We start from the raw sequence: 26818 nt of genomic DNA, 5'->3' as shown, positions 1-26818 counted from the left end.
ACCGGACAACGCGGTCCGGACCATGAAAGGAAAATCATGCGTCATTCCCGTCAACGTGCCACCCATTCAACCATCCTGGCCGGCTCCGTCCTGCTTGCCTTGTCCCTGAGCGCCTGCACCAATGCTTCGCAGGCCACACCGGAGCCTGCAGGTTCCGCTGCTCCGGCTGGTGACGGCACCGAAGCCGTTACCGTCAACGAGGCTGCCAGGGATCTGCTGCCTGAGGAGATCCGTGCCGCCGGGACGCTCCGTGTGGCCTCGGACCCGACCTACGCACCGTTCGAGTACTACGACACCGACAACAAGACGATGATCGGCTACGACGTGGACTTCTCGGATGCGGTTGGGGCTGCCCTGGGACTGCAGGTCGAACATGTGCCGGCAACATTCGATACCATCCTGCCGGGCCTGGCTTCCGGAAAATACGACATGGCCATGTCGGCCTTCTCTGTCACCCCGGAACGCGAGAAGATCGTCGACTTCGTGAAGTACCTCGACGGCGGCTCCGGCGTCGCCGTCGTTCCCGGAAACCCCCAGAACATCTCCATGGATCCCCTGAGCATGTGCGGCAAGAAGATCGCCGGACAGAAGGGCTCCATCCAGTCCATGGACTACCTACCCAAGTTCTCCAAAGAATGCGTGGAGGCCGGCAAGGAACCGATCAACATCCAGAACTTCCCGGGCCAGACAGATGCCAACCTTGCGCTCACCTCCGGCCGGGTGGACGCCGTTGTCGCGGACAGCGTTTCGCTGGCCTACCAGGGCAAGGAAGCCGGCGGACAGTTCGAGCTGGCCGCCGGCGAGGACTATGACCCGACCCCCACCGGCATCGCCCTCAGTCAGGACGCCGGGCTGCAGGAAGCGGTGACCGAGGCCGCCCGTGGCATCCTCGACAGCGACTACTACCAGGAAATCGGCGAGAAGTGGGGCATGCCGGACTCTGTCCTGCTGACCTCCGACGCCCTGGATGAGAAGTAACGGAGAGGAATCAGCCGCATGACTGCCGTGACTACCCGAACCGAGCAAGCAGCCGCCACCAGCGACGGCTACACCGTTGTGAAGGCCAAACACCCCGGCCGGTGGCTGTCCGCCGCCGTCATCATTGTGATCGCGGGGCTGCTGCTGCGCTCCGTGGTCACCAACCCCAACTTCGGCTGGGACGTCGTCGGACTCTATCTGCGTGATGTGTCCATTGGCCGCGGCATCCTCGTCACCCTTGGTTTGACGGCGATCAGCATGGCCATCGGCATAGTGCTCGGCGTGGTCTTCGCAGTCATGCGGCTCTCGGCAAATCCGATTGTCCGCAGTGCCGCGTTCGCCTACGTGAACTTCTTCCGCGGCACGCCGGTGCTGGTGCAGTTGCTGTTCTGGTTCAACCTGGCGGCGCTGTATCCGGTTATTACGCTCGGTATCCCCGGCGTGCAGTTGGACGCGAACCAGCTGATCACACCCATGACAGCGGCAATCCTTGGGCTCGGCCTGAACCAGGGTGCGTACATGTCCGAGATCGTGCGGGCCGGCATCCTCTCCGTGGACCATGGGCAGACCGAGGCGGCCGAGGCCTTGGGCATCACCCGGCTGCAGACCATGCGCCGGGTGGTGCTGCCGCAGGCGATGCGGGTAATCATCCCGCCGACGGGCAACGAAACCATCGGCATGCTCAAGACCACCGCGCTGGTCAGCGTCATTTCGGTGCCGGAACTGCTGTATTCGGCGCAAATCATCTACGCACGGACCTTCGAGACCGTGCCGCTGCTGATCGTCGCCAGCCTCTGGTACCTGCTGATCACCTCGATCCTGACGGTTGGCCAGTACTACCTTGAGCGGCGGTTTGCCCGCGGCAATCAGCGGAACCTGCCGCCGACGCCCCTGCAGCAGCTGAAGAGGTTTTTCGCCACCCATGACGCACTCTCCCTGAAAGGCGGCAAAAAATGACGGCTACGCACAACGTTGAACCGATGGTCAAAGCCGACGCGATCTGCAAGAACTTCGGCTCCAACCAGGTGCTGAAGGGCATCGACCTGCACGTCCAGCCGGGCGAGGTGGTCTGCCTGATCGGCCCGTCCGGATCCGGGAAGAGCACGTTCCTGCGCTGCATCAACCACCTCGAAACCGTCGACGGCGGCCGGATGTGGGTGAACGGAAAGATCGTCGGCTACGACCTCAAGGGCAGCAAGCTCTACGAGCAGAGCCATAACGATGTCTGCCGCAGCCGCTCCGAGGTGGGCATGGTCTTCCAGCAGTTCAACCTGTTTCCGCACATGACTGCACTGGAGAACCTGATCGAGGCGCCGCGGCTGGTCCGGAAGGAGAAGAAAGCCAAAGCCGTGGCGCGGGCCATGACCCTGCTGGAGAAGGTCGGCCTGGCCGAGAAGGCCCACGCCTATCCGCGCCAGCTCTCCGGTGGCCAGCAGCAGCGCGTGGCGATCGCCCGCGCGCTGTGCATGGAGCCGCAGCTGATGCTCTTTGACGAGCCGACCTCTGCCCTGGACCCGGAACTGGTTGGCGAAGTCCTGAAAGTGATGAAGGACCTGGCCAACTCCGGCATGACCATGGTAGTGGTCACGCACGAGATGAACTTTGCCCGCGACGTCGCCGACCGGGTGGTCTTCATGGCCGACGGCTACGTGGTGGAGCAGGGGCGGGCCCGGGACGTCGTCACCAATCCGCAGAACGAACGCACTAAGGCCTTCCTCGCCTCGGTGCTCTCCGAACCGGCCGCGGCCTGAACTAACAACGGTGAATGAATGATGACTGAAGAATTTTTCGACGTCGAGGTCCGCTCGATCCAACGCGAGTCCAGCAGCGTGGTCTCGCTGCGGCTGGAACACCCGCTGGGGGACGAGCTGCCGGAGTGGAAACCCGGCTCCCATGTGGACGTCCTGCTGCCGAACGGGATCCTGCGGCAGTATTCGCTCTGCTCCGAGACTGCGGACCGGGCCGCGTGGCGGCTGGGTGTGCTGCGCGAAGCCGAAGGACGCGGTGGCTCAGCTTATGTCCACGACGAGCTGAAGCCCGGCACCAAGATCCAGCTCCGCGGGCCGCGCAACAACTTCGCACTGGAGCCTGCGGCCGGCTACGTATTCATCGCTGGTGGCATCGGCATCACGCCGGTGCTGCCGATGGTCCGCGATGCCGCTGAGCGTGGAGTGCCGTGGCGGCTGGTGTACCTTGGCCGCAGCCGGGAATCGATGGCGTTTTTGAAGGAAATACAGGCGCTCGGCGGGAACGTCGAAATCCACGCCGACGACGAGAGCGGACTCTACCCGCTCGCCGGACTGCTTGGCGTACTCGATGCGGGCACCCACGTGTATGCCTGCGGACCGGGGCCGCTGCTGAACGTGCTCCAGTCCATCGCCGACGGGTGGGAGGATCCCGCACGCTTCCACTGCGAGCGGTTCACCGCCAGCGACCAGGCATCGGGGCAACCCGCAGACGAATCGTCCTTTGTGGTGGAACTATCCGACGGCACCGAGGTTCTGGTAGGACAGGATGAGACCATCTTGCAGGCGCTGGCGAACGCCGGGATCAACCAGCCGAACTCCTGCCGGGAAGGGATCTGCGGTACCTGCGAGACCGGCGTGCTTGGCGGCGAGATCGACCACCGTGACTCGCTGCTCTCCGACGATGAGCGCGAGGCCGGAGACACTATGATGATCTGCGTCTCCCGGTGCAAGGGCAAGCGCCTGCTGCTGGACCTGTGAGGCTTCCCCGCTGCTTGTAAGCTGGACGAATGCTTCGACGCCCTGCTGGCCTGTCCCTGGTTCTGCCCGGCCCGATCCCGCTGCATGCCGATTGTGGCGGGGGCAGGGCACATTGCGGCCCTGCCGGAAGGGAGTAGGCGCGTGCACGAGCTGACAGTGCTGGAGCAGCAGATCGTCACGGCACTTCAAATCGACCCGCGTGCGTCCTGGCGGAAAATCTCCTCGGTCCTCAGAGAACCCGAGCGGACCGTCGCCCGCCGGGGGAGCGAACTGCTCGAGTCCGGGATCGTCGGCGTGCTCGGGATCCGCTTGCGGCCGACACCGGTACTGGTTGAAATGCGCTGCGCCCCGGGGACTGCGCGGGTCGCAGTCCAGGCGATGGCTCAACGAGCGGATACTTCCTTTGTCTATATGGTCACGGGTACTGCGGACTGCCTGGCCGAGATCCTGACCGACCGAGACCGGCTGCATTCGGCGCTGGCCGATGAGCTGCCCGGAATCGCCGGACTCCAGCATGTCAACACCTATCCGATACTGCGCTACTTCAAGACTCTGCGGGCCTGGCAGCCCGGGCCGCTCACGGTTGAGCAGCGTGCCGCATTGCTGCCCGTCCCGCTCAAGGACCCGGCAGTGTTCGGCGAATACCCGGAGATGACCAAGGCCGACGAGCAGATTGCCACGGTGCTGTGCGAGGACGGCCGGGCGTCCTTCGAAGCGATTGCCCGGCGGGTGGGAGTCTCCGAGGCAACGGCGCGGCGGCGCACCGAATGGCTGCTGGAAACCAACACCGTGCACCTGCGCGCCCTGGTCGAACCGGCAACGCTGGGACTGCCGGTCGAGGCATTGTTATGGATCAAAACCAGCCCCGCCCAGCTCGAAACCCTCGGGCAGCGCTTGGCCGCGCTGCCGGAGACACGGTATGTGGCTGCGATTACCGGGGACTACCAGATCCTTGCGGACGTCACCGTGGCAAACAACCAGGCGCTGTACGACTTCACCAGCAGCGGTGCCTGGACCTCCGACGTTGCCCAGATAAGCACGTCGCTGCTGCTGCATGCGCGCAAGCGCGGCGGCCGCCTCACACCAGGGAAATAGCCAAACTGCGATCCCGGTGACGCTATCAGCCGCCGCTGCCTTCGGTGATAGTGCCTCATGACGGATTAGGGCAGAGTTTTGGCAGATTCCGTCATCTATTGCCCTGGGTAGGCCGAAAGACGCATTGTTGTTCCAACAGGAAACCGTTTGAGACACACATCACATCTTGAGGAACCATGTCACCCACAACCTCCAGCATTGTCTCCGCCGCCGGCGAATCCACTGACATTCTGGCCATAGCCAACATGCCAGTGCTGTGGATCTGCGCAGCCGGCGTCTTCGCCGTGATCCTTATCCAGTCCGTCATCTACATGAAGGCCGCCCGCAAAGCCGCCCCGGCGGCGGAGATCACCGGCCCGGAGCTGAAGACCGCCTTTCGGTCCGGCGCGATTGCCGCCATCGGCCCGTCCCTCGCCGTCGTCATGGTGGCCATTGCGCTGCTGGCGGTCTTTGGTACACCTGCTGTGCTGGTCCGGATCGGCCTGATCGGCTCGGCTGCCTACGAGACCGGCGCGGCAAGCATCGCAGCCGGTAGCGCCGGGGCCGAACTCGGCGGACCCACTTACACGCAGAACGTCTTCGCCATCGCCTTCTTCGCCATGAGCATGGGCGGCGCCATGTGGATGCTCGCGACGCTGATCCTGACTCCGTTGATGAAACGCGGCGGCACCAAGCTGGCCAAGGTCAACCCGGTAGCCATGTCGATTGTCCCCGGCGCAGCCCTGCTCGGTGCGTTCATCGCCTTGGGTATCGCCGAGGTACCCAAGTCCATGATCCACGTCTACGCACTGCTCACGTCCGCCGCCGTGATGGGCCTGTGCGCGGCAATCGGCCGTAGCCGCAAGCGCGCTTGGCTGCGCGAATGGGGCCTGGGTTTCGCCATCGTCGCCGGTCTGGTGGTGGCCTACATGGCGCATACCGCCGGAACCCCCGTCGCTTGATCCGCCGCCCTACCGGAACGCTCTTAAGGAACGCATAATGACTGCATCCAGCATCTCTACCCCCATCACAGCGTCCGAGGCCGAGTCGGAGCTTGCCGAATTCGACCGCACTACGTCCCGTTGGGGACGTCTGACCATGATCGCGGGCCTCATCCTCTCGGTGGCGGGACCGCTGTACCTGGTCTTCTTCGGCGGCCTGGACATCAGTGCGGCGCAGCTGTGGACCGCCTTTGCGGCCGTGGCCGCCGTGTTCGCCGTCATCTGGATCGTCGAGCCGGTCACCTATTTCCCGATCCTGGGGCCTGCCGCCATGTACCAGGCCTTCATGATCGGCAATATCTCCAGCAAGCTGCTTCCCTCGGCCCTGATCGCGCAGACCCGGATCGGTGCCAAGCCCGGCACCCGCCGGGGTGATTTCGCCGCCGTCGCCGCTATCTGTGGTGCCGCGGCAATCCACCTGGTCTCGCTGGCCCTGTTCGTGGGCATCCTTGGCACCTGGCTGATCAGCATCATCCCGGTCGAGGTCATCGACGTTGCCCGGCTCTACATCCTTCCGTCGGTGTTGGGTGCGGTCGTGGTGCAGGCGATCCTCACCATCAAGCAGCTGCGGATCACCATCATCGCCGTGGCCGTCGCGCTGTTGGTCCAGTTTGTCCTGTTGCCGCTGGTCCCGGCCATCGCCTTCCTGACAACAGGTATTGCCGTGATCGGAACCATTATCGTTTCCTGGCTGGCACGGGACCGTAAGCCCGTTGCCGCCGTCGAGAATTAACCTTTTAGAGCTACAGGAGTAATGATGACCAACACCCTCGACGCCGTGGAACAGACCGCCGGGCTTGCCCTCACGCAATCGCAGCAGGCGGAGCTGCACGAACTCTATCGACACCTCCACGCCCACCCGGAACTGTCCATGCAGGAGCACCGGACGGCGGAATTCATCGAGCAGCAGCTGGACGGGCTGGGAATCGAGAACTTCCGCTGCGGCGGTACCGGTGTGGTGGGCGTACTGCGCAACGGCGAAGGCCCCGTGGTCGGCTTCCGCGCCGATACCGACGGCCTGCCGATCAAGGAAGATACGGGTCTGGATTACGCCAGCACGGACACCGGTATCCTGCCGGACGGCGCCGAGGTCCCGGTGATGCACGGCTGTGGCCACGACACCCACACCGCGGTGCTGCTGACTGTGGCCCGCATGTTCGCGGAGTCGCGAGGAGCCTGGGCCGGAACCTTGGTCCTGATCTTCCAGCCTGGTGAGGAGACCGCCGCCGGCGCGGCCGCCATGGTGGCCGACGGGCTGTGGGAGCGCGCCCCGAAACCGGAAATCGTCTATGGCCAGCACGTCATGCCCGGGCTTGCCGGGACGGTCTCGCTTTCGGTCGGCAGCGCCATGGCCATGGCAGACTCGCTCAAGGTCACCGTGCACGGCCGCCAGTCACACGGCTCGCAGCCGCAGGATTCCATCGATCCGGTTGTCCTGGGTGCCCATATGGTGGTCCGGCTACAGACGATCGTCTCGCGCGAGCTGGATCCCCGGCAGGCTGCCGTGGTCACCGTCGGCACTTTCCACGGCGGTCTGAAAGAGAACATCATCCCCGCGGCCGCGGAGTTCACCCTGAACATCCGCACTTTCGATGACGGTGTCCGTGCCCGGGTGCTCGCCGCGGTACGGCGCATCGTCTCGGCCGAGGCCGCCGCCTCCGGAGCGCCCGAGCCGGAGATCGAGGAGCTGTACACCTTCCCGGCCTGCTACAACGAGCCCGCCGAGGCCGAAGGCTTGGCGGAGGTACTGCGGGGCGCGATCGGACAGGAGGCGGTCTCCGTAGTGCCAGCGCTGATGGGCAGCGAGGACTTCGGCCATCTCGCCGCAGCCATCGATGTGCCGGCTGTGTACTGGTTCTTCGGCGGCCACTCCGAGGAAGTAGTCAACGGCGAGGGGCACGTTCCAATGAACCATTCGCCGTTCTTTGCCCCGGTCATGGAGCCCACACTCTCCACGGGCGTCAAGGCCGCTGTGGCAGCTTTGCAGTCGCGGCTGGGCCGCTACTAATACCGGATTCTAAATAACGACGACGAGGGGCAGGCTTCTGCGGAGCCCGCCCCTCCGGCGGCTCCAAGCCATCAGCAGCGCGGTCAGCACGGCGGCAGCCAGATGGAAGTGGAGCATCAGCATGACGTATTCGCCGTGCGGCCCGGCCTGCTCAGTAGCGACGCTGGCCATGGCCGCCAGCTGAGCAGCATCCACTTCCACGTGGTGGGAGTGGGACACGCCTGCCGAAGAGCCTGCGGACTCGCCTGCCGCTGCCGGCCGTGCGGCAAAGGCCTCGAAGGCCAGATGCAGCACCTGCTGTGCGACGCCGGCGGCAAGGATAAGCGTCCAGGCCGGGGCGTTGACGTTGGACAGCACCGTGGCGGCGAGGGTGGTCAGGGCGGTGATGGCGATGAGGACCGGAAGGGCCGGCATAGTCCCGCCAGAAGCGAGATGGGCGACCAGCGCCAGCACCATCGTCAGCCCCGCCGCCACCAGGACCGGCACCAGCCGCACCTGGTCGTTCCGCATTTCGGAAGGTCTCATGGAAGCCCTGGCCATCTATGCCCTCCGTGCCGTTGCTCGTGTTTCGCGTGGAGGTAGTTCGGAGCTACCGGCACAACGGATTGCCTTCTCAGCAGGAAAGATCCGGAAACGGGCTACTTCTCACCGAAACCGGTGCGGACGTCGCGTGGGATCAGCGGCTTTTCGGCCCGGACTTTCAGCTCCTGCACAGCCCACGTGTTGCCGTCCGGGTCGCTGAACCCGAAGAGGGTCCCGCCGTCGCGTTTGTCGAAAACGGTGATTTCGCTGGCCTCCACACCGCGGGAGAGGAGCTCCTCGCGGGCGGCTTTGGCATCGGAAACCACCAGCTGGAGGCCGCGCAGGGAACCGGGTTCCATTTCGCTTTGGGCGGGCAGGTTGCCGACGACGATCGAGCAGCCCGACCCCCGCGGCGTCAGTTGGGCCACATTCATGTGCTCATTGACGGTGTGGTGGTCCAGGTCAAAGCCGACCTTGTCACGGTAGAACTCAATGGCGCGGTCAATGTCCGCGACCGGCAACAGCACTACTTCCAGCGTCCAATCCATGGCGTATCTCCTTGTTGGCGAGTACTTCCTCGAGCCGATCGTAACCTTCGGAGATGCCCCTTGCCATGCCATCGGTCAGATAGCGGTCGCGCGAAGCAAGATCGGGGAAGACGGAACGCCCGGTCAACCGGGACCGTCCGCCGGGCAGATCCTCGAACGTTGTGTATTCCAAGGTCACGACGTCGGGATAACCTTCGTACTCGAAAGTATTCAGGATGAACTCGTTGTCGCGGACACTGTGGAAGATGCCGCGGAAGGCGTGTTCGATGCCGTCGCCGCGGTGCTGGACGAAGCGGAAAGATCCGCCGCTTCGGTAGTCGTGCTCCTCGATCCGGGTTGTGAGGCCGCGCGGGCCGATCCACCGCTGGTACAGCTCCGGGTCGGCATGGGCACGGAAGACCTCGGCTGCCGGGTAATCGAACTCGCGCTCGTACTCGCTGTAAGGCAGGCCTTCCGGAGTGTTGAGCTTCAGTACGTTAGCCATTATGTACTCCCAGCATCTGGTGAGGTGCCCGCTCAAGGCGGGCACCGCCGTCGTACTGTGTTTGTGTAGGTGGAATCAGCGGTGGAGCTATGCGGTCCGCGCGCCGGTGAGTAGCTCGTCCAGCCGCTCGTAGCCCTCGGTCATGCCGCCTTCCATGCCGGATTGAGCCATGCCATCGCGGGCCTCCTGACTGGGGTAGACGGAGTGGCCGATGAGCTTGCAGCGGCCGCCGCCGAGGTCCTCGAAGGTCATGAACTCGATGCTGACGACGTCCGGGTAGCCGCCGAACTCGAAGGTCTGGACGGCGAACTCGTTCTCGCGGACTGTGTGGAACACGCCGGAGAAGGAGTAGGCGACGCCGTCCGGGCCGGTGTGCAGGTAGCTGTAGCTGCCGCCGGTGCGGAAATCGTAGTGGTCGATGTCCATTTTCAGGCCGCGCGGGCCGAGCCACTGCTTGATCAGCTCCGGGTCCTTGTGGGCGCGGAAGACGTCCGCTACGGGGAAGTCGAATTCGCGCTCGTAATCGATGAACGGCACGCCTTCGGGGACGGAAAGTTTCAGTGCGTTGCTCATGATGGTTCCTTGGTCATGTTGGTTTTTGCCTGGGATTGGAGCACGGCGTCGAGGCTGCGGAACTGCCCTTCGCGGACCAACCGGTACTGGTCGATCCACGCGGTGAGCGCTTCCAGCCGTGCGGGATTCAGGTGGACGGGCCGGCGCTGGGCGTCGCGGGTTCGCGTGACCAGTTGCGCCTGCTCGAGGACCTGGATGTGCTTCGAAACCGCTTGCTTGGTGATTTCGAAGGGCTCCGCGAGTTCGTTGACGGTAGCCGGACCGCGGCTGAGCCGGGCGATAATGCTGCGGCGGGCCGGATCGGCGAGGGCCAGAAAGGCCTTGTCGAGGAGGCTGTCGTCGCTACGGTCCATGGCTTAGTCAACTTCTTTGTTTATCAACCTATTGGTTGTTAATAAATTACGCCCGCAGTCGGGAGCGGTCAAGAGGTTCGGGGCGTGTAATTTACCTGAGGCAGGGTGATAGACAGCCTGCTTATTACCTGTCTACTGTTGCAAGGAGCAGGTGCACGATTTGTTCTTGCAAGGAGGCATGGCGATGTCCAGTTCCAATCCGGATCCGGCCGAAGATCACATCACGGGGCTTGAGCCCGGAGGCGGCGTCCCGCCCGGGGAGACACCGCCGGCAGAGGCGCAGACAAACCTGACCCAAGGACACGCAGAAGGCGGGCCGAAGAGATGGGTGCCGTGGCTTTGGCTCGGCATTATTGGCCTATCGGCCCTCATGATGGCCCTGCTGTTTTTGGTCTATGCGGGCGTGCTGGCCTTCTCTTAACAGGTGAACCTTGAAACACGACCGCGGACCCCGGTCGTTGATCTACTCGCTGCCGTCCACGGCCGATTCGGGGAGAACCGGAACGTCGGGGATCGCGGCGGGATCGGTTTTCTCCGGGGCGGCCGGTGGCTTCGGCTCCGCCGGCAGGGGCAGTTTGTCTTCGCCGGGCTGGTCGTCGAGGTTCTTGGGCAGGACCTTGTTGCCGGGCAGCTCGGGCACCGGCAGATCCGGCTGGGCGCCGTCCTGTTTCGGCCTGCCATCAAGCAACGGAACCCCTTCGCTGCGAGTGGCGCCGTCCTGCTTTCCTGAAGGGACCGGATCGGGCCGGGAGGTGCCGGGAGCACCAGCTCCGGATTTGCCGGACTCGGGTGACTCACCGGAGTTGGAGTCGGCGGAGCCCGTGTCGCGGTCCTCGGCGGGTATCCGCCGTTCTTTGCCGGTGTCCTCGTTCGTGCTCTCGCCATCGTCCTGACCGGGGATAACGGAGGTGGTTTGCTGCACGGGCGAGCCGCCGTCGTCGTTGTTGAAGAAGGAGGCGACCTGCTGCACCGTCTGGTCCGCGGCGCTGCGGAACTCTGGGCTTGCGGCCGCGACACCGGTAACGCCGAGCCCGGTGGCGGCGGCAACGGCGACGCCGATCATGGCACCCTTGGCACCCTTGGCACCCCGGACTGCCCGGCGCCGCGGACGTAGGGGAGTGACCTTCGGCGACAGAAAGGCGGCCAGCTCGGCGGAAGGAGTGGCGGCCTGGGCCGAGCCGGCGGCGCGCAGTTCCAGCAGCGAGTCGTGCAGCGTGTCCGAGGAGGGCACATCCGATTCGTCGAGCAGCTGCCGGAGGAATTCTTCGTCGGTGGACGCATCGGTCTTCATACCAGTGCCTCCTTCCTTTCAACCAGTGTCTTGAGTTTCAGCAGGCCGCGGCGTTGCAGCTGCTTGATGGAGCCTGTGGATTTGCCCATGATTTCGGCGACCTGCTCGAGGGAGAGGTCGGCCACGATCCGCAGGAGCAGGACTTCGCGCTGGTCCGGGGGCAATTCCCGCAGCTTGTCCTCGACGGTGCTGCCGCCCAGAGCTTGCAGTGCCACGGTTTCGGCCGAGTCCGAGGTGCGGGCGTCGGTTTCCGGGTCGTATTCGGAAACATAGGGCTGGCGGGCACGTTTACGGACTTCATCGACGTAACGCGCGTGGGCAACTGAAAAGGCAAAGGTGCGCAGGCCCTGGTAGCCGCCGCGCACCGTGCCGATGCGGGAGAAAACGGTGAGGAAGACCTCCTGCGCCGATCCTTCCGCATCCTCCATGCCCCGGGCTTTCAGATAGCCGGATACGCCGGGTGCCAGCGTGTAATAGATCTGGCTGAAGGCTTCCGCGTCGCCGGACTGCGCAGCTGACAGAACGTCATCTGGGAGCGCTTGGGGCAAGGGATGTCCTTCGATCCTGGGCAGGGGTGCGGCGCCACCAGTGTAGCCGCCGCACCCCTGACGCCCGGAATCTACTTTCCGGTGTCAGCCTGGCCGGAGACAGCGATGCCGGCTTCAGCACCTGCATCAACGCCCTTTTCGGACGCATCGGCGGAAGCCTCGCCGCGGGCGTCGATGTGAGCCTGCGCCTGGCCGTTGGTGGCCGGGACCTCCGGCGTGGCCGGAACAGCGGGCACGGCGGGAACATCTATGCCATCGACGTCGGGAACCGCGGGAGTTGCGGGGCTAACGACGGCGCCGTTGTCGGCTTCCGCGTTCACGTTCGCCTTTGCGTCGGCCTCCACATCGGCGTCGACATTTGCGTCCGCCCGGCCTTCATCGTTGATGCCGGCGTCGGCGTCAACAGCGGCGTCAGCGTCTGCTTCAACATTGGCTTCGGCCTCTGCCTCGACGTCACCGGTGGCGGGCACAGCGGGAGTTGCCGGAACAGCCGGAACCGCACCTTCGACGTCGTCCGTCGGAACTGCGGGAGTGGCGGGCACTGCCGGAGTGGTGACTGCAGTTGTGTCGGCAGCATCGGTCAGGGCCGGAGCTGCGACGGCTGCACCCGCACCGCCGACGGCGATGATGGCGGCCAGTGCGGCGCCCTTGGCGGGAAGGCTCAGGGTGCGGAAGCGGTTGGTCATGAATCTCCTCATACTCGTCTAGAAGGCGCCGGCGCTGCGGAAAGAAGTGCTGCGGCGGTGCCCGTACACCCAACTAATCGAATGCGGGAGCCGAAAGGTTACGCGTGCCCTGAAATTCTTTCGGCCGGTCTAAGAATGCGCGGCAAAGAGCGGCTGACCAGGCCCGCTGACAAGCCAAGGGGACGCCCGCGTCCGGACGTCCCCTTGATGAGACCTCAATTAGCTTTTAGTTATCTCGGAAGGCCGGCGTTCAGGACTGCCGGCCTTCCGCTGCAGTAGCGACCACTAGACGCGCCTGGCTAGCACCTGACCTGCAACGTCCTGCTCGAGTCCCAGTCGTCCTTGTAACTGTAGGAGTGCGCCTGATATGTCTTGCCGCACGGCAGCTTCTTGCCGGACCACTCGAAGTTGCCGTTGTGGGTGGGCAAGTGCTTATGCGCGACGACGTGGTACTTCCCGTTCTGATTGACCCTGACGACCTTCACATAGACCTTCTTGGCCTTGTAACCCTCGCCCTTGACTACGAACTTTCCGTTGTACCTGAGGTCCAGATCCGCCGCGTACCTGGCGTTTGAAGCGGCAGAGACCGAACTCGGTGCTGCAGCGGTTGCCGGGGCCGAGAGACCTAGACCGGCGAGCAAGCCGAGAAGGGTTCCGGCGACTAGGACAAGCAGTTGCCAAGTGCGTGGTTTTTTCATGATGACTTCGTTCTTTCGCGAATACCGGTAGTACTGCGAGTTGGACTCCAGCCTTCTTTGGCTGAACCTCCGCCGAGGGTAAGGCAAACAATAAGCTGCCCTATGGGGCGGGGACAGCCCAAAATTGGGGGTTGCGAGATTCCAAAATTGGGTCTTGCCCGCGGGTAAGACTTTGGCAGACAGCGTGTGGCGGCCGGGTGGCGGACGCCGAGATGCGGATCAGGCAGCCAGTGCCAGGCTCGACGGCGTTTGTTCCGGAGCTCCCGGAGCGCTGACACTCAGCCGGCATTCCGACTGGCCGGGGTCAATTCTGGTAGGCAATTGGCGCGCCTCGGCATACTGCAAGAGCCGGTCCATGACTTCCGGCAGGACGGTTGCCCGCTTCAGGTCGAGGACAATGTCCAGACCGGGCATGATGGCGTTGGTTCGTTTGGCCACGACGTAAAGTGCCTGGACGTTTCGGGCGTCCACCGAGCCTCTGATTTCGATGCGCGCATGCGAGCATTCCAGATCCATCTGGACGAGGGCCTTCAATCTGCCGCTCACCGGGCACCTGCCTCTGCCATTTCGCGCTGGGCCGAAGGCCAAGCCGGCAGCTGTTCTTCCACTGGCTTGCGGAAGCTCTCGCGGTCAGCCTCGGGTACGAGGTTGAAGTAAACGGGATGGGCGAAAATTTGCTTGCGGACTTCATGGCAGAACGGCAGGACCTCAAGCCGGCGGCGGTGCGCATCGGCCAGGGCCTTTCGGATCAGGCCGGTTCCCAGGCCCTGGCCACGGTGGGTATCGTCCACGGCGGTATGGAGGAGCCACAGCTGATCACCTTGCATCTGATAGTGCAACGATCCCGCTACCGCTCCATCGATGTAGGCATCGAACTGGGACGCTCCAAAGTTATTGTGAATCACGTGCATGCTTCTCTCCTCACTTTTCACTCCGGACAACGGTGGGGCGAGCTGTACCGCTGTAGTGCTGCACCGGCTTCGCCCGGTCCGGATGTGGCAGCCTCAAGGCTGATGCCCATAGACTGCAATCGGATTGGCTTACGACGTAAGCTAAGCATGCTTAGTTATTTTCGGCAAAACGACGTTGGCCCGACGGCTTGCATCGGGGACTAGTTCTGGAGGGCCTCGAGCCGATCGAGCAGGCTCTCCAGGGCCTCCTCGAATTCCTGTTCTGAACGATCTTCCGAGAGCAGTTCCTGCAGGCTCTGCAAGAGCGGATAGTCGTTCAAGTCCGTGCTCTTCGGCGGTCGGGGCTCCGCTTCATCCACCGGTCCCACGTCGGCACCCATGGCAGCGACTTCCAGGAGCAGATGGCCCAGCAGGAAACTGCTGAAGGCGCGGTAGGCATCAACGGCGGCCTGATCGGAAAAACCGGCTGACGTCAGCGCCTTGAGGAAGGATTCGACCCAGCGGAGGCTGCGAAGGGGCGGGCGCACCAAGGGCGCCTCGGTTGGCCGTGTGGCTATCAGGGGGAACACCTGGGGGTGCGCCAAAGCCAGCCGGCGCAGCCCGTGGGCCAACCGCAGGAGGTAATCCTGCCAGCCGTGACGCGGCTCGGGGTAGACCTCCGGGTCCTTATAGAGTTCGTCGATGACGACCTCGACGATGCCGTCAAGCAGGTTTTCCCGGGACGGAACGTAGCGGTAAAGGGACATCGCTTCGACGCCCAGTTCGGTTCCGAGCCGACGCATCGTTAAGTGGCGCGGACCGAACTGTTCAATAAAGTCAGCGCCGGCCTCGAGAATGCGCTGGCGGTCCAGCCGAGGTTTCTCTGCCGTGGCTTTCCCCTTGCCCCCGCTATCGCGCCTTTCGGGTTCGGACATCGATCGCTCCCTCCATGCGTTGCCCCCACCCTACGCCGCGGGAAACAGCTTCGTCACGTGGTGAATGTGCCGAGGGGCCTTCGTGCGGGAGATCCGCGCGTACTGGGAGAGTTCGCGTGCGGCTGAAAGGGTTACCCTCCGAAAGGCTTACATTGTAAGCTGGGCGGAGGCGGCGTCCGCCGGCGGCCGTCCGGCATGCCTGGACGGATCCCTATCCGACGCCTGCCCGAACCGACTGATTGGATGAGTAAATGATGGACGATGAGTTGAAGCAGGTATGGGCCGCCTCTGCGGCGTTGGAAACACTTCAGGTTGAAATGGACCAGGCTCAGGTTTCCCTGGAGGAAGCCATCGACGAGGCAGCCAAGGCCGGAGCAGATCCCGAAGCGATCGACGAGGCTGCGCAGTTGACCTCGGTGGAGCTCATCGAGCCCGTGGAGCTGGCCGAGTCCGCTGAGCTGACGAAGCCTGCGGAGCCGAGCCACGCCGAGCTGGAACTCAACTAGCTCTTTGGCTCTCATCGCTTGTTAAGCGCGGCACGGCCGTTGCAACTCCCAACGCATTGAGTGTTGCAACGACCGTCTGGGCCGAAGCCCCTAAGGTGAGCCCCGCCGTCGTGCTTTAGTTGGCCGCTTCCTGGCCGGAGCGGGCCCTACTTGGCGGCGAGCTGCTCGTCGTCCTGCGTGAGGGCGGTCAGCGCGCCGGTGTCCACGTCCTGCGACGGGCCGTTGAGGTAGCGCTGCAAGCTGTCGTCCATGGCGTTGATCCAGCGGGTATGGTGACGGGCAGCCATGGTGCCGGTGATAACGGAGCGGTGGATGTTGTCTCGGTAGCCGAGGATGTCGTCTTCCTTGTCCTTCATCCACTGCTTGAACAGGGCGGAGACGGTGTCCAGATCGAATGCCGGGTAGTCCGTCAGCGCGATCAGTTCGCGCAGGTAGTCCGTCTGGTAATCCGCTTCGGCGTCGTGGTCGGGCAGCGCGTCCTGGCGCTCCAGCCACGCCTGGATATCGGCGTTGCGTTCCGCGGCGGCGGGCAGCTCGATCCGGCCGAGCATCACGTCGCGGGCGAACCAGGCCTGTGCGTCGAACATGTTGAACGTGTAGTACTGATCCTGGGCGCCGAGGTAGAACAGGTTGGTGTTGTCCTGCCAAACCACGCCCTTGTAGAGGTTGCCCGGGTAGAGCACGTTCTTGGACTTCAGCGACAGTTCGGCCGGCAGGAACGGATACTTGTGCTGGTAGCCGGTGCAAAGCACGACGGCGTCAAACTCGCCGGTGGTGCCGTCGCTGAAGTGCGCAGTGCGGCCTTCGAAGCGTGTGACCAGCGGGCGCTCGACGGCGGATTCCGGCCAGTCGAAGCCCATGGGGCCGCTGCGGTAGCTGAACGTGACGGACTTGGCGCCCATCTTGTGCGACTGCATGCCGATGTCCTCGGCGGAGTAGCTGCTGCCGATCAGCAGGAGGTCCTTGCCCGCGAAACGCTCGGCGCCGCGGAAGTCATGGGCGTGCAGGACTTCGCCGGGGAAGCCGTTGATGCCGTCGAACTGCGGCACGTGGGGGACCGAGAAGTGGCCCACGGAAACGACCAGCTTGTCGAAGACGTGGGTCTCGGTCTTCTGGGCGGCCAGGTCCTCGACCGTCACCGTGAATTCCTGCGTCTGCTCGTTGTAGGAGACCCAGCGGGCGGTGGTGTTGAAGCGGACGTACTTGCGCACATCGGACTTCTCCACGCGGCCCTTGATGTAGTCGAAGAGGACCTCTCGCGGCGGGTAGGAAGAGATCGGGCGGCCGAAGTGCTCGTCGAAGGTGTAGTCCGCGAACTCAAGGCATTCCTTGGGACCGTTGGACCACAGGTGGCGGTACATGCTGCTGTGCACGGGCTCGCCCGAGGCGTCCAGGCCGGTGCGCCAGCTGCTGTTCCACTGACCGCCCCAGTCGGACTGCTTTTCAAAGCAGACGATTTCCGGTATTTCGGCGCCAAGCTTCCGCGCCGATTCGAACGCCCGCAGCTGTGCCATTCCGCTCGGGCCTGCACCAATGATTCCGACTCGCAATTTCATGCATCTCCTCATCCATTGGATCTTGTTTCGTCAGATGCGACGCCCGGAAATGCCGCGGAACCAGGCGGCCAGGCTGCGCAGAGACGCGTATGCCCGGCGCAACGTAGGTTGCGGCGGCAAAAACAGTAACAGCGCACTACGCGCTTGGCCCGGTTCATCAATCCCGGCGACGGGAGACGGTCAATCAATCCCGGTGACGGGAGATCGGGGCACTGCAGGTCGGAGATCCAAGCGGTCAGGCCCGAACCAACGATTCCGAGCGGTTCACTGAAGATCCAATAACCACAGCAAACCTACTCCCCAGTACAACATTGCAGGAATCCTAAGTCAAAAGGAGCCGAGGATAAGCGCTGCTTGAGCTCCGCTCTTCCTGCCGGAAATTACTTGGCCAAGACCCGGCCGTTGTCGACTTCCCAGCGCGTGTCCAGCCGAACGTTTTCGAGCAGCCGGCGGTCGTGGGAAACCAGCAGCAGGGCGCCGTCGTAGCTTTCGAGTGCTTCCTCAAGTTGTTCGATGGCAGGCAGGTCCAGATGGTTCGTGGGTTCGTCGAGCACCAAGAGGTTGATCCCTCGCGCCTGCAGCAAAGCGAGGGCGGCACGCGTGCGTTCGCCGGGGGAGAGGGCGCCTACCGGACTGCTCACCTGATCGGCCTTCAAGCCAAACTTCGCCAGCAGGGTGCGGACTTCGGCCTGGTTCAGCTGAGGCACCAGCGACTCGAAGGCTTCGCCCAGCGGTTTCGAATCCGCCAGTTGGCCGCGGGCCTGGTCGATCTCGCCGACGGCAACGCTGGAACCCAGGCTGGCGGCGCCGTCGTCGGGGGCAAGATGGCCGAGCAGCAGCTTCAACAAGGTGGACTTGCCTGCACCGTTGGGACCGGTAATGCCAATCCGTTCACCCGCGTTGACCTGCAGGGAAACGGGGCCGAGGGTAAAGCTGTCGCGACGCACCGTGGCCTGGTTCAGGGTGGCCACCACGGAGCTGGAACGCGGAGCTGCGCCGATGCTGAACTGCAGCTGCCACTCCTTGCGTGGCTCTTCGACGTCGTCCAGGCGCGCGATGCGCGATTCCATCTGCCGGACCTTCTGCGCCTGCTTCTCCGAAGATTCCATGCTGGCGCGGCGGCGGATCTTGTCATTGTCAGGGCTCTTCTTCATCGCGTTGCGCACGCCCTGCGAACTCCACTCGCGCTGCGTCCGCGCCCGCGAGACCAGGTCCGCCTTCTTGTCGGCAAACTCCTCATACGCCTCGCGCGCATGGCGCTTGGCCACGGCCCGCTCTTCCAGGAAGGCGTCGTAGCCGCCGTCGTACACGGCCACTTTGTTCTGCGCGAGATCGAGCTCAACTACCTTGGTGATGCAGCGGGCCAGGAATTCGCGGTCGTGCGAGACGAGAACGACGCCGCCGCGCAGCCCGCGGACAAAGTTTTCCAGCCGTGCCAGTCCGGCAAGATCCAGATCGTTGGTGGGCTCGTCGAGGAGTACGACGTCGAAGCGGCTCAGCAAAAGGGCGGCGAGGGCCACCCGCGCGGCCTGTCCGCCGGAAAGGCCGGTCATGTGGGCGTCGGGCCCGGCCTCCAGGTCAAGCTCGGCCAGCACGGCCGGAATGCGGTCCTCCAGATCTGCTGCGCCGGAGGCCATCCAGCGGTCCAGCGCGACGGCGTAGGCATCCTCGGCCTGCTTGGTCCCGGCTCCGAGGGCCTCGGCAGCGGCTTCCATTTCAGCGGTTGCGGCCGAGGAGCCGGTGCGGCGGCTGATGTAATCGGCGATGGTCTCGCCGGGAATGCGCTCGTGTTCCTGCGGCAGCCAGCCGATGAACGCGTCCGAGGGAGCGGCGCTGACCGTGCCTGCCATCGGCGCGTCCACCCCTGCCAGAAGGCGTAGCAGCGTCGATTTCCCTGCTCCGTTGGCGCCAACGACGCCGACAACGTCTCCCGGGGCGACGGTCAGGTTCAGATTGGCAAACAGGGTGCGGTGGCCGTGGCCGCCCGAAAGGTCTTTCGCCACGAGAGTTGCAGTCATTAGTCCATCTTAGAGACGGAACCGCAGACCCACGGCCCCCGGTCCTGCCTGGAGCAGAAGGCGGCAGGCCACGTAGGTGACCTGCCGCCGTCGTTCTTCCTGCTGTTACTACTTCAGGACCGTGGTGCTTTCCAGATTCGCTTCGAGCTGCTGCGGGTACAGGTTCTCGGTCTTGCATTCGAAATCCGCATACATCTGCAGTTGGTCCGCATAGTGGTCGGACTTGGTGCCGTCGGGGGCGATGAAGCCGCTCTGCCCCGGCGGCGCGACCGTGCACATGCTGGCCTCTGAACCGAAGAGCGAGACGATGTCGTTCTGCGTGCCGCGGTTCATGTAATCGGGACCGGTCAGGTTTTCTTCCGCATTCGCCTGCGGGACCCCAATGAAGTTCTTGTAGGAGAACTCATGCTGCGGTGTCGGCACGCTCCACGCGGAGCGGTCCGCGCCCTGCTCTGCGGCCAGCTCGGCCAGTGCCTGGCGGTAGGTGTCCAGCAGCACCTGCTTCTTGTCGTCGCCGTTGAAGAAGTCGACGCTTTGCTCGACGCCGGCGTCCTCGCCCAGCAGTGCGTTGTAGACGAGTTTACTGCCGTTGGCGGGCCGTGCCAGGCCAGTGCCCTGTGCGTAGTTCTCGAACACCGACGCCGGAAGGTCGTCCTTGAGCACGGTTTCGAACAGGATGGGCAACCAGGTATTCATGATCGCCGCCTGTGGCCCATCCAGATCGCCGTCGCCGTCCCCGTCGCGCCGCTGGCCGTCCCACTCGGTGAGCAGACGGACATCCTGCGCCAGGGAATCCTTGGCCGGAAGCGTCTTCACAGCCTCCTCAAGGAACGGGCGGAAGTAGCGGATGTTCAGGTCCGCGAAGGATGTTTCCTCGTTGATGTCCCAGATCTCGTCGGTGGTGAACTTCTGCTGCTCCTCCAACCGTTCGATGATCTCGTTCACCCGGTCCACAGGGGACCAGTTGCCGGAGCCAGCGTTGAATCCGGCGGCCGACTGGTTGTTCCAGTTGACGATGTAGCCCTGCTTGGGGTTGTAGACCTTGGGGTTTTCGGAGAAGGGTCGGATGCCCTCCCACTCCATGGAGCCATCGCCGACGGCGGGCAACCGCGGGTCGTGGCCTTCGGCACGGACTGGTAGCTTTCCGGGGGAGACGTAGCCGATGTTGCCTTTCTTGTCCGCGTAGTACCAGTTGATGGTGATGCCGACCTTCTCGGCCTGTTCCAGGTACTCCTCCCAGTTCTGCGCCTTCATGATCTTGATCCAGGCCATGAACGACTGGATTTCCGTACCGGCCCAGCTGCGCTTCTTCGAGTAGGCGGTGTTGTTCGCTGCGTCGAAGCTGGTGACGTAGCCGTGCACCGTGGAGTAGACCTGATGCTCGACAGGTTCCTGTCCGCTGACCTCGATCTTTTCGGTACGTACGTCCATGGGACGCCACTCGCCGTCGTACCGGTACTCTTGCGGGTTCTCCGGGTTGAGCTGTTCCTGATAGACATCGTTGACGTCAAGCGGCCCCGCCGTGGATCCCCAGCTGATGTCCTTGTTGGTGCCAAACAGGATGGTGGGGTGGGCAAACGGGGTGTTGCCGGTGACGTCGAACCCGGCTCCATGCAGGCCGATACCGTAGACATACGAGGGATTGAACCAGGAGAACTGCGGGCCGTTCAGGAGGACGGAGCCCTTCTCCTTGGACTTCTTATCGCCCACGATCCAAAGGTTGCTGGCTTCTGGCTTGACCGCGGGCCATTCACCGCCGCCGAACTGTTTCATGGAAGCCAGCCCAGTGTCCCTCAGATCCGGGGAGACCTTGGCAAGATCGGACAGCTGGGAGGGGCTGTCCACGGCCAGCTTGTTCGGGTGCTTCTTGTCCTCGCGGGGAACCGTGGTCGGCGCCGTCGGATCTTCGGTCCACTGCAACTGGTCGAACAGCAGCTGTCCCTGCTCCGCGCCGTACTCTGAGGTGAGCTGCTGGAGGACCTGCAGGTTGGACAGCTCGCCGGCGCTGTCCGAGAAGCGGTTGGCCATGGTGCCAACCCAGATCATGGCGACGTCGTAGCCGCTCCAGGTGGTGGGCTCGAAGCCATAGTCGGTGAACTGCTTCGGCAGCAGCTCCTCCTGGTTTGCCATGACCTCGCCGACGCGCTCATTGAAGCCGGCGGCGTAGCCCTCGAGGATGTCACGGTCTTCCTGCGGCAGAGCCTCGATCTGCGCCTTGATGGCCTCAGGATCGAAGGAAGCGCGGGAACGCTTGTCAATCTCGACGTAGTCCGGGCCGAGCACCTCGGCCGAGGTTCCCAGTACGGCCCGCTTGGCCATTTCCAGTTGGAACATCCGGTCCTCTGCGACGGCATAACCATAGCCGTAGAAAAGGTCGCGGGTGGTGTTCGCGTAAATATGGGGAACGCCGTAGCTGTCCCGTTTGATGGTTGCCTTTCCTGCTTCTGAAACCTCTGCAGTGACCTGCGCTGCCGCTGGTTCCTGGGCTACGGCGCCTGGAGCGGCGACCCCGGCAACCAGGCCGGTTGAAAGGATTAATGAAAGTGCCGCTAATGCGGACTTCTTCTTCATCGGACTCCTCATCGAATCTAATGGAGCACGCCTCATGGCGATGCGGGGGAGGGGAGGGGAGGCGCCGGCACGGCGGGGCTTATGGCGCGCAGGGCCGGCAGACCCGCGGCAGGGCGGGGATGGCTTCCCGCCGCGAGCGTACCTAGTGTTGCGACGAAAAGAACCGATGGCAAGCTCGCTGGTCTTAATTCCTGACCGTCCGTTCATTTGGACGCGTGCCCTTGAAAAGCGAAGCTAAGGTCTATTAGTGTTCGCCGTCGCCGTCACTCCGGCTATGTTCCTTGTTCGCTGATACCTGTCCCCATGCCCCATGCCGCCGCGTCTGGCGACCATAGGCTCGTCGCTGTGCGCAAACCACCAACGACGCCGGTGCCTCCCGAAGTGGAATTCTCCACTCCCAGCGCGGTCAGTTCGGCAGCGATGAACTCTTTGGTCCGGTGCTACTGAATGGAAAATTCCGGGTTGGCGTGCAGCCGGCGGTAGATCGCGTGCATTTGCTCGCGGTAGGTCTCGGTCAGGGCGGGACGTGTCGCGGTTTCGGGCATGATTCAGCGAACCTCCTCGGCCGTGCTGCCGTTGGCGGTATCGTTTGCGGCGTCTGAAGGTTCTTCCTCGACCGGAGCGGTATGGATGGCGGAGCGGTCCCGGCCGAACCAGGAGAGCATGATCGTGGCAACAACGGTGATGGCCGTTGCTCCCATGGCGGCCTGGGGGACCAGTGGAACCAGAACGAACTGGACCGCCAGCGCGGCTCCGATGGCGAAAATCGTGGGACGCAGCTGGCGCATGGTAGCGATGCATTGGACCAGGACTGCGCCCATCACGGCGGGCAGAATGTAGAGACGCGCGACCTCGATCAGGGCATCCGGAACAATGGAGATCAGCCAGGTCCCCAGGACGCCAACGAAGAGAAGCAAGGACGTGAGGTGGACGGTGGCCGCTCCGCAGATAGCCATGACGGCTGCCAGGTCGCCGCGCTTGGTGCCTGGGCGGGCATCGATGCTGGACTGGGCGACGATGGCGGCCGGCAGGAGCTTGTTGGAGATGTTGCCGATCATAAACGCCTGGTAAATAGCTGCGGGGCCGAGGATCGGGAAGTAGGTCAGCGGCTCCATGATCCAGAAGATGCCGAAGGTTGCGGCCACGGCGATGAAGGCGAGCCAAATATGGCCGGCGGTAATGTCCAGCCCAGCGAAGAAGACCAGATACATCGGTCCGATCAGGGACAGGACCAGGCCTGCCATCATGGTGATGCGGCCCCAGCGGGACGTCGTGGCCTCGAAGCCGGCCATGCCGGAACCGGTGCGGGTTTGGATGTTGGTGGTCATCGGAACAATCCTTTCGAGCAGTGGGAGCTACGCGGCGTGGGCCGCGAAAGCGACGACGAGTGCGGTAATGATGGCGAAGCCGAGGGCCCATTCCTTGAGCCACGCGGCCTGAAGCTTCCGGGCCAGGAACAGGCATCCGCTCATCACCGCCGCCGACACGACGAGGGTGATGAGGTGGACGCCGGACTTCGGCATCTCAGCTACAGCGAGCATGCTGAAGGCGCCGAGCAGCGCAGCGCACGGGATGATCGCCATCGCTGCCGGGTTGACTTGGGAGAGCCGGTGACCGCCGCGCTTGAGCAACGGCGTCAGGATCAGAGTGGCCAGCATCCACATCCCGCCGCTGATACTCATGGCCATGAAGGCGACGGCGAAGACCTGCTGGGTGTAGTCAGCCCCACCCAGCGTGGCGCCCAAGGTGGTTGCGGCGATGCCGGCTGAGGCGGTTTCGGTCGCTGCGGAACCGATAAGTCCGATGCGCACCAGCACCGCCGGCGTGCCAAAGAGGGCCAGCAACGCAATGGCGACCAGCACAACGGCCAGGGACGGACCGATCGACGCAACGGCTCCGGCACGGTAGGAGCGGGTGAGCTCCCCTGTACTCATTCCGACGGCGGGCGCCGCCTTGCGGGCGGCTTTGATGTAAATGAAGGTCTGCACGAAAATGACGCCGAAGACGCCCAGCGCGCAAGCCCAGACCAGGGGCGAGTTTGCCACTGCGAGGATGTCGGTGGAGCCGGCCGCTGCCGGTACCTGTAGTGCCAGGGGATGCATGGTCCGTGATCTCCTTTAGTGAATGTGATCTGGCTTACAAAGCTCGGTGAGATAGCCATAACCTTTCGCCCCTGCCTCCTCGATGGCAATAGTTGGCAGAAGAAGCCATGGAACTGGCCATTTCCTCCAGTGTGAACTGATTCACGCCAAGCGCTTCCGCTGGTAGGTTCCCCGGGTCCAGACTGGGGGATAAGCCGTCAGCCTGAGGTAGAGAAGTAGGTAGAAGCATGACCGAGATTTTGGACCTGTCCGCGACAGACCTGGTAGCGGGTATCCGCCGCCGTGACTTTTCCGCCCGTGAGGCCGTAGCCGCCCATCTGGCGCGGATCGACGAAGTGAATCCCGTGATTAACGCTGTCGTCACCCTTGATCCCGAGGCTGCGTTCGCCGCCGCAGACGCAGCCGACCGACTGACCGTCAGCGGGGCGGAGCTGCCCCCGCTGCACGGATTGCCGATGACGCATAAGGACACGCATCAGACCAAGGGGATGCGTACCACACAGGGTTCGCTCGTTTTCAAAGAAAACGTTCCCGACGAGGACGATCTGATCGTGGCTCGGCTGCGAGCGGCGGGTGTGGTGGCTACGGGGAAGACGAACGTCCCGGAGTTCGGCGCCGGATCACACACTTTTAACGAGGTCTTCGGCACCACCACTAATCCCTACGCGCCCTCCCGCAGCGCTGGGGGTTCGTCCGGCGGTGTGGCTGCCGCCATAGCGGCGGGCATCCAGCCCTTGGGCGAAGGCTCGGACATGGGCGGTTCGCTACGGATTCCCGCGTCCTTCTGCAATGTTGTGGGGTTCCGGCCCTCGTACGGGGTCATTCCGATGCCCGCCCCCAACAACGCCTGGGCCTGGCTCGGCCGGACCGGCCCGATGGCCCGGGAGATCTCGGACATCGCATTGTTCATGTCCGCAGTGGCCGGGCCATCGCCGAAACTGCCGACTCCAGCGCCGCTGGGTGGAAGTGCGTTTGCAGGTGATGTGGTTGGCGACCTGCGGGGAGTCCGCATCGGCTGGAGCCCGGATTTCGGTATCGGTATCCCGGTGGAGCGGGCGGTGCTGGAGGTGCTTCAGCGTCAGCTACGCGTCTTCGAGGAAGCCGGCGCGATCGTGGAAGAGGCGACACCGGACTTCTCAGAGGCGGACCAGGTCTTCCAAGCCACCCGGGCTACGGACTTTGCCGCGGGGCTGGGACCGCTGGTACGCCGGCACCGGGACCTGATCAAGCCGGAAGTGATTTGGAATGTAGAGCTCGGCTGGTCGCTCAGCGCCGAGGAGCTGATTGAAACCACGGCGGCGCGGACGCGGTTGGAAGCCTCCGTGCAGGACTTCTTCGGACGGTACGACCTGTTCCTGAGCCCTGCGGCCCAAGTGCTGCCCTTCGACGCGGCGTTGCGTTACCCCGGTGATGTGGCCGGTGAGAAGTCCCGGACCTATCTGGACTGGATGCGCTCGGCATGCGTCTTGTCGGCTACCAGCCTGCCCGTGCTGGCGGTTCCTGCCGGCTTTACCGCCGAGGGTCTCCCGGTCGGTTTCCAAATTGCCGCGAACCACTACCAGGACATGGCCCTGTTGCGCCAGGCCAAAGCGTTCGAGGAGCGGACGCGCTGCGTGGACCGTCGGCCGGAACTGAGCCAGCCGACGGCATCCCCCGCGGCTTCCTGACAGCGCCGGCAGCTGTGGCCGCCGTTGCCACAGCTGCCGGGAGGCGGCCGGCTCCGTTGACTTCGCCTATTCAGGGGGCGGACAGGAGCCGACCGCCGCGTTTACGGGCCTGCAAAAGCATGGTCGTCTCGATTCTGTCCGCCTCGGCGGCCCACGGCGAATCGGTAGTGAAACGGTAGAGCTCCTCCTGATCACTGACCGTCACATCCGCTACCAACTGGCGGTCCCCGGCGACTGCGGCCGCATACCGGACCGCGGGTTCCCTGCCCAGGGCGCGGCCGATCGCATCGACTTTGCCGGGCGCAGCCTTGATCCAGAGGAACGCCTCGAGCGGCAGTCCCAGTGCAGCAGGCTCCACGATGGTGCGGATACTGACGAAATTATTGCGCAGCAGCCACTCGCTTCGGCGCCGTGCTGTCGTTTCCGAGACTCCGGCGCGGCGTGCTAAGGATTCCAAGCTGGAACGGCCGTCTTCGACCAACGCGTCCAGCAGACGCAGGTCCTGGGCCGACAGCGGGGAGGGCGCCGCCGACTGTAGCGGACCCAGGGCATAGTTCGCGGTGAAGTCGACGGTGAGCTCGGACTGTAGGGCCACGCTTTCGGCGTCGGTCAGCACACCGGAGTTCCATCCTCGGATGGATCGGAAATAGCGCAACACGGGATAGCTGGCAGCGCGCAGCAATCCCACGGTGGACGGAACCTCAGTGGCCAGGATGCTACTGACCTCCTGCGGGTCCATCAACAGTTCGGCCACGCAGTCCGCCCCGCCAGTCATGAGATAACTGAAAGTGGAATCACGGCGCTGCGCCAGAGCCTCTGCCGCAGCCCGGCTGGTGCCAGGCATGCACTCAAGCCGCAGCAGGGCCGACGACTGCCGGGTCCGCAGCCCGACGACGGCGAGCTCGCCGGCCGCCAGTAGGTCAGAGCCGCGGCGCGCGATCGTGCGTTCCGGTTCGCCCAGCACAGCGGCTATCTTCCGCCAGGGCGCCCGGCCGTCGACCATCAGGGCGGCGGCAATCCGCTGCTCAAGTTCATCCAGTACGCGCGGCATCAGACCGGGATCTCCTTGCTGTTATGTACGCT

General features: G+C 64.0%; 29 protein-coding genes. 11 read left to right on the top strand and 18 right to left on the bottom strand.

The window, feature by feature from the left end; translation table 11 throughout:
- The first annotated feature begins 36 nt into the window (after positions 1-36).
- The 8 genes from AC3A4M_RS13770 to AC3A4M_RS13735 all read left to right on the top strand — a co-directional run bounded on the left by AC3A4M_RS13770 (position 37) and on the right by AC3A4M_RS13735 (position 7787).
- Entirely contained in the window at positions 37-978 is a 942-nt protein-coding gene (locus AC3A4M_RS13770; RefSeq protein WP_498736276.1) for an ABC transporter substrate-binding protein, read from the top strand.
- Between the two features lie 18 nt (positions 979-996).
- Entirely contained in the window at positions 997-1935 is a 939-nt protein-coding gene (locus tag AC3A4M_RS13765; RefSeq protein WP_498736275.1) for an amino acid ABC transporter permease, read from the top strand.
- Complete coding sequence (locus tag AC3A4M_RS13760; RefSeq protein ID WP_498736274.1) at positions 1932-2729, top strand: amino acid ABC transporter ATP-binding protein; 798 nt, start codon at positions 1932-1934, stop codon at positions 2727-2729. The genes AC3A4M_RS13765 and AC3A4M_RS13760 overlap by 4 nt, the downstream gene beginning before the upstream one ends.
- 18 nt (positions 2730-2747) lie before the next feature.
- Positions 2748-3704 carry a PDR/VanB family oxidoreductase gene (locus AC3A4M_RS13755; RefSeq protein WP_498736273.1) on the top strand — a complete coding sequence of 319 codons (957 nt, stop codon included), beginning with the start codon at positions 2748-2750 and terminating at the stop codon, positions 3702-3704.
- Positions 3705-3845: 141 nt separating this feature from the next.
- Positions 3846-4799, top strand: a complete 954-nt coding sequence (locus tag AC3A4M_RS13750; RefSeq protein ID WP_498736272.1) for an Lrp/AsnC family transcriptional regulator — start codon at positions 3846-3848, stop codon at positions 4797-4799.
- Positions 4800-4975: 176 nt separating this feature from the next.
- Positions 4976-5740: a DUF5058 family protein gene (locus AC3A4M_RS13745; protein WP_498736271.1), complete on the top strand. Its 765-nt coding sequence runs from the start codon at positions 4976-4978 to the stop codon at positions 5738-5740.
- Between the two features lie 37 nt (positions 5741-5777).
- Complete coding sequence (locus AC3A4M_RS13740) at positions 5778-6512, top strand: hypothetical protein (protein WP_498736270.1); 735 nt, start codon at positions 5778-5780, stop codon at positions 6510-6512.
- 24 nt (positions 6513-6536) lie between these two features.
- Positions 6537-7787 carry an amidohydrolase gene (locus tag AC3A4M_RS13735; protein WP_498736269.1) on the top strand — a complete coding sequence of 417 codons (1251 nt, stop codon included), beginning with the start codon at positions 6537-6539 and terminating at the stop codon, positions 7785-7787.
- A 9-nt stretch (positions 7788-7796) separates the two neighbouring features.
- Here the strand turns inward: AC3A4M_RS13735 and AC3A4M_RS13730 are convergent, their stop codons facing one another.
- The 5 genes from AC3A4M_RS13730 to AC3A4M_RS13710 form a co-directional block, all read right to left on the bottom strand.
- Complete coding sequence (locus AC3A4M_RS13730) at positions 7797-8297, bottom strand: hypothetical protein (protein WP_498736268.1); 501 nt, start codon at positions 8295-8297, stop codon at positions 7797-7799.
- A 128-nt stretch (positions 8298-8425) separates the two neighbouring features.
- The gene (locus AC3A4M_RS13725) at positions 8426-8857 is read right to left on the bottom strand and encodes a VOC family protein (RefSeq protein ID WP_498736267.1); all 432 of its coding nucleotides are present in this window, start codon (positions 8855-8857) and stop codon (positions 8426-8428) included.
- Positions 8811-9341 (bottom strand): SRPBCC family protein, encoded by a 531-nt coding sequence (locus AC3A4M_RS13720; protein WP_498736266.1) that lies wholly within the window; start codon positions 9339-9341, stop codon positions 8811-8813. Before AC3A4M_RS13720 ends, AC3A4M_RS13725 begins: the two co-directional genes overlap by 47 nt.
- Before the next feature lie 87 nt (positions 9342-9428).
- Positions 9429-9914 carry an SRPBCC family protein gene (locus AC3A4M_RS13715; protein ID WP_498730268.1) on the bottom strand — a complete coding sequence of 162 codons (486 nt, stop codon included), beginning with the start codon at positions 9912-9914 and terminating at the stop codon, positions 9429-9431.
- Positions 9911-10267: an ArsR/SmtB family transcription factor gene (locus AC3A4M_RS13710; protein ID WP_498736265.1), complete on the bottom strand. Its 357-nt coding sequence runs from the start codon at positions 10265-10267 to the stop codon at positions 9911-9913. The genes AC3A4M_RS13715 and AC3A4M_RS13710 overlap by 4 nt, the downstream gene beginning before the upstream one ends.
- Positions 10268-10451: 184 nt before the next feature.
- Between AC3A4M_RS13710 and AC3A4M_RS13705 the strand changes: the two genes are divergently transcribed.
- Complete coding sequence (locus tag AC3A4M_RS13705; RefSeq protein WP_498730899.1) at positions 10452-10688, top strand: DUF6480 family protein; 237 nt, start codon at positions 10452-10454, stop codon at positions 10686-10688.
- Positions 10689-10730: 42 nt separating this feature from the next.
- Here AC3A4M_RS13705 and AC3A4M_RS13700 read toward each other — a convergent pair whose 3' ends face one another.
- The 7 genes from AC3A4M_RS13700 to AC3A4M_RS13670 all read right to left on the bottom strand — a co-directional run bounded on the left by AC3A4M_RS13700 (position 10731) and on the right by AC3A4M_RS13670 (position 15315).
- Positions 10731-11558 carry a hypothetical protein gene (locus AC3A4M_RS13700; protein WP_498736264.1) on the bottom strand — a complete coding sequence of 276 codons (828 nt, stop codon included), beginning with the start codon at positions 11556-11558 and terminating at the stop codon, positions 10731-10733.
- Entirely contained in the window at positions 11555-12106 is a 552-nt protein-coding gene (locus tag AC3A4M_RS13695; protein ID WP_498736263.1) for an RNA polymerase sigma factor, read from the bottom strand. The genes AC3A4M_RS13700 and AC3A4M_RS13695 overlap by 4 nt, the downstream gene beginning before the upstream one ends.
- A 71-nt stretch (positions 12107-12177) precedes the next feature.
- Positions 12178-12792, bottom strand: a complete 615-nt coding sequence (locus AC3A4M_RS13690) for a hypothetical protein (RefSeq protein ID WP_498736262.1) — start codon at positions 12790-12792, stop codon at positions 12178-12180.
- 299 nt (positions 12793-13091) lie between these two features.
- Entirely contained in the window at positions 13092-13490 is a 399-nt protein-coding gene (locus tag AC3A4M_RS13685; protein WP_498736261.1) for a hypothetical protein, read from the bottom strand.
- A 219-nt stretch (positions 13491-13709) separates the two neighbouring features.
- The gene (locus AC3A4M_RS13680; protein WP_498736260.1) at positions 13710-14036 is read right to left on the bottom strand and encodes a hypothetical protein; all 327 of its coding nucleotides are present in this window, start codon (positions 14034-14036) and stop codon (positions 13710-13712) included.
- On the bottom strand, positions 14033-14401 hold the full coding sequence (locus tag AC3A4M_RS13675; protein WP_498736259.1) for a GNAT family N-acetyltransferase: 369 nt from the start codon (positions 14399-14401) through the stop codon (positions 14033-14035). The genes AC3A4M_RS13680 and AC3A4M_RS13675 overlap by 4 nt, the downstream gene beginning before the upstream one ends.
- A 200-nt stretch (positions 14402-14601) precedes the next feature.
- Positions 14602-15315: a TetR/AcrR family transcriptional regulator C-terminal domain-containing protein gene (locus AC3A4M_RS13670; RefSeq protein ID WP_498736258.1), complete on the bottom strand. Its 714-nt coding sequence runs from the start codon at positions 15313-15315 to the stop codon at positions 14602-14604.
- Between the two features lie 251 nt (positions 15316-15566).
- On the opposite strand from AC3A4M_RS13670, the gene AC3A4M_RS13665 reads away from it, so the two are divergent.
- Positions 15567-15821: a hypothetical protein gene (locus tag AC3A4M_RS13665; protein WP_498736257.1), complete on the top strand. Its 255-nt coding sequence runs from the start codon at positions 15567-15569 to the stop codon at positions 15819-15821.
- A 146-nt stretch (positions 15822-15967) separates the two neighbouring features.
- On the opposite strand, the gene AC3A4M_RS13660 is transcribed toward AC3A4M_RS13665, so the two are convergent.
- From AC3A4M_RS13660 to AC3A4M_RS13640, 5 genes are all read right to left on the bottom strand, one after another.
- Positions 15968-17377, bottom strand: coding sequence for a trimethylamine monooxygenase (locus tag AC3A4M_RS13660; RefSeq protein WP_498736256.1), 1410 nt, complete (start codon positions 17375-17377; stop codon positions 15968-15970).
- Positions 17378-17757: 380 nt separating this feature from the next.
- A complete protein-coding gene (gene abc-f / locus AC3A4M_RS13655; RefSeq protein ID WP_498736255.1) occupies positions 17758-19395 on the bottom strand; it encodes a ribosomal protection-like ABC-F family protein in 1638 nt (545 codons plus the stop codon).
- A gap of 108 nt (positions 19396-19503) precedes the next feature.
- Positions 19504-21966: a penicillin acylase family protein gene (locus AC3A4M_RS13650; RefSeq protein WP_498736254.1), complete on the bottom strand. Its 2463-nt coding sequence runs from the start codon at positions 21964-21966 to the stop codon at positions 19504-19506.
- Positions 21967-22514: 548 nt separating this feature from the next.
- Positions 22515-23294, bottom strand: coding sequence for a hypothetical protein (locus tag AC3A4M_RS13645; protein ID WP_498736253.1), 780 nt, complete (start codon positions 23292-23294; stop codon positions 22515-22517).
- A gap of 27 nt (positions 23295-23321) precedes the next feature.
- Positions 23322-24068: a DUF5058 family protein gene (locus AC3A4M_RS13640; protein ID WP_498736252.1), complete on the bottom strand. Its 747-nt coding sequence runs from the start codon at positions 24066-24068 to the stop codon at positions 23322-23324.
- 227 nt (positions 24069-24295) lie between these two features.
- On the opposite strand from AC3A4M_RS13640, the gene AC3A4M_RS13635 reads away from it, so the two are divergent.
- Positions 24296-25735: an amidase gene (locus AC3A4M_RS13635; RefSeq protein ID WP_498736251.1), complete on the top strand. Its 1440-nt coding sequence runs from the start codon at positions 24296-24298 to the stop codon at positions 25733-25735.
- 70 nt (positions 25736-25805) lie between these two features.
- Here the strand turns inward: AC3A4M_RS13635 and AC3A4M_RS13630 are convergent, their stop codons facing one another.
- Positions 25806-26786 (bottom strand): Lrp/AsnC family transcriptional regulator, encoded by a 981-nt coding sequence (locus tag AC3A4M_RS13630; protein ID WP_498736250.1) that lies wholly within the window; start codon positions 26784-26786, stop codon positions 25806-25808.
- Positions 26787-26818: the final 32 nt, after the last annotated feature.

Source organism: Arthrobacter sp. Soil_C_60 (assembly GCF_057656375.1).
Note: the sequence above shows the minus strand (reverse complement) of the source record. Positions and strands in the feature narration are given on the sequence as shown.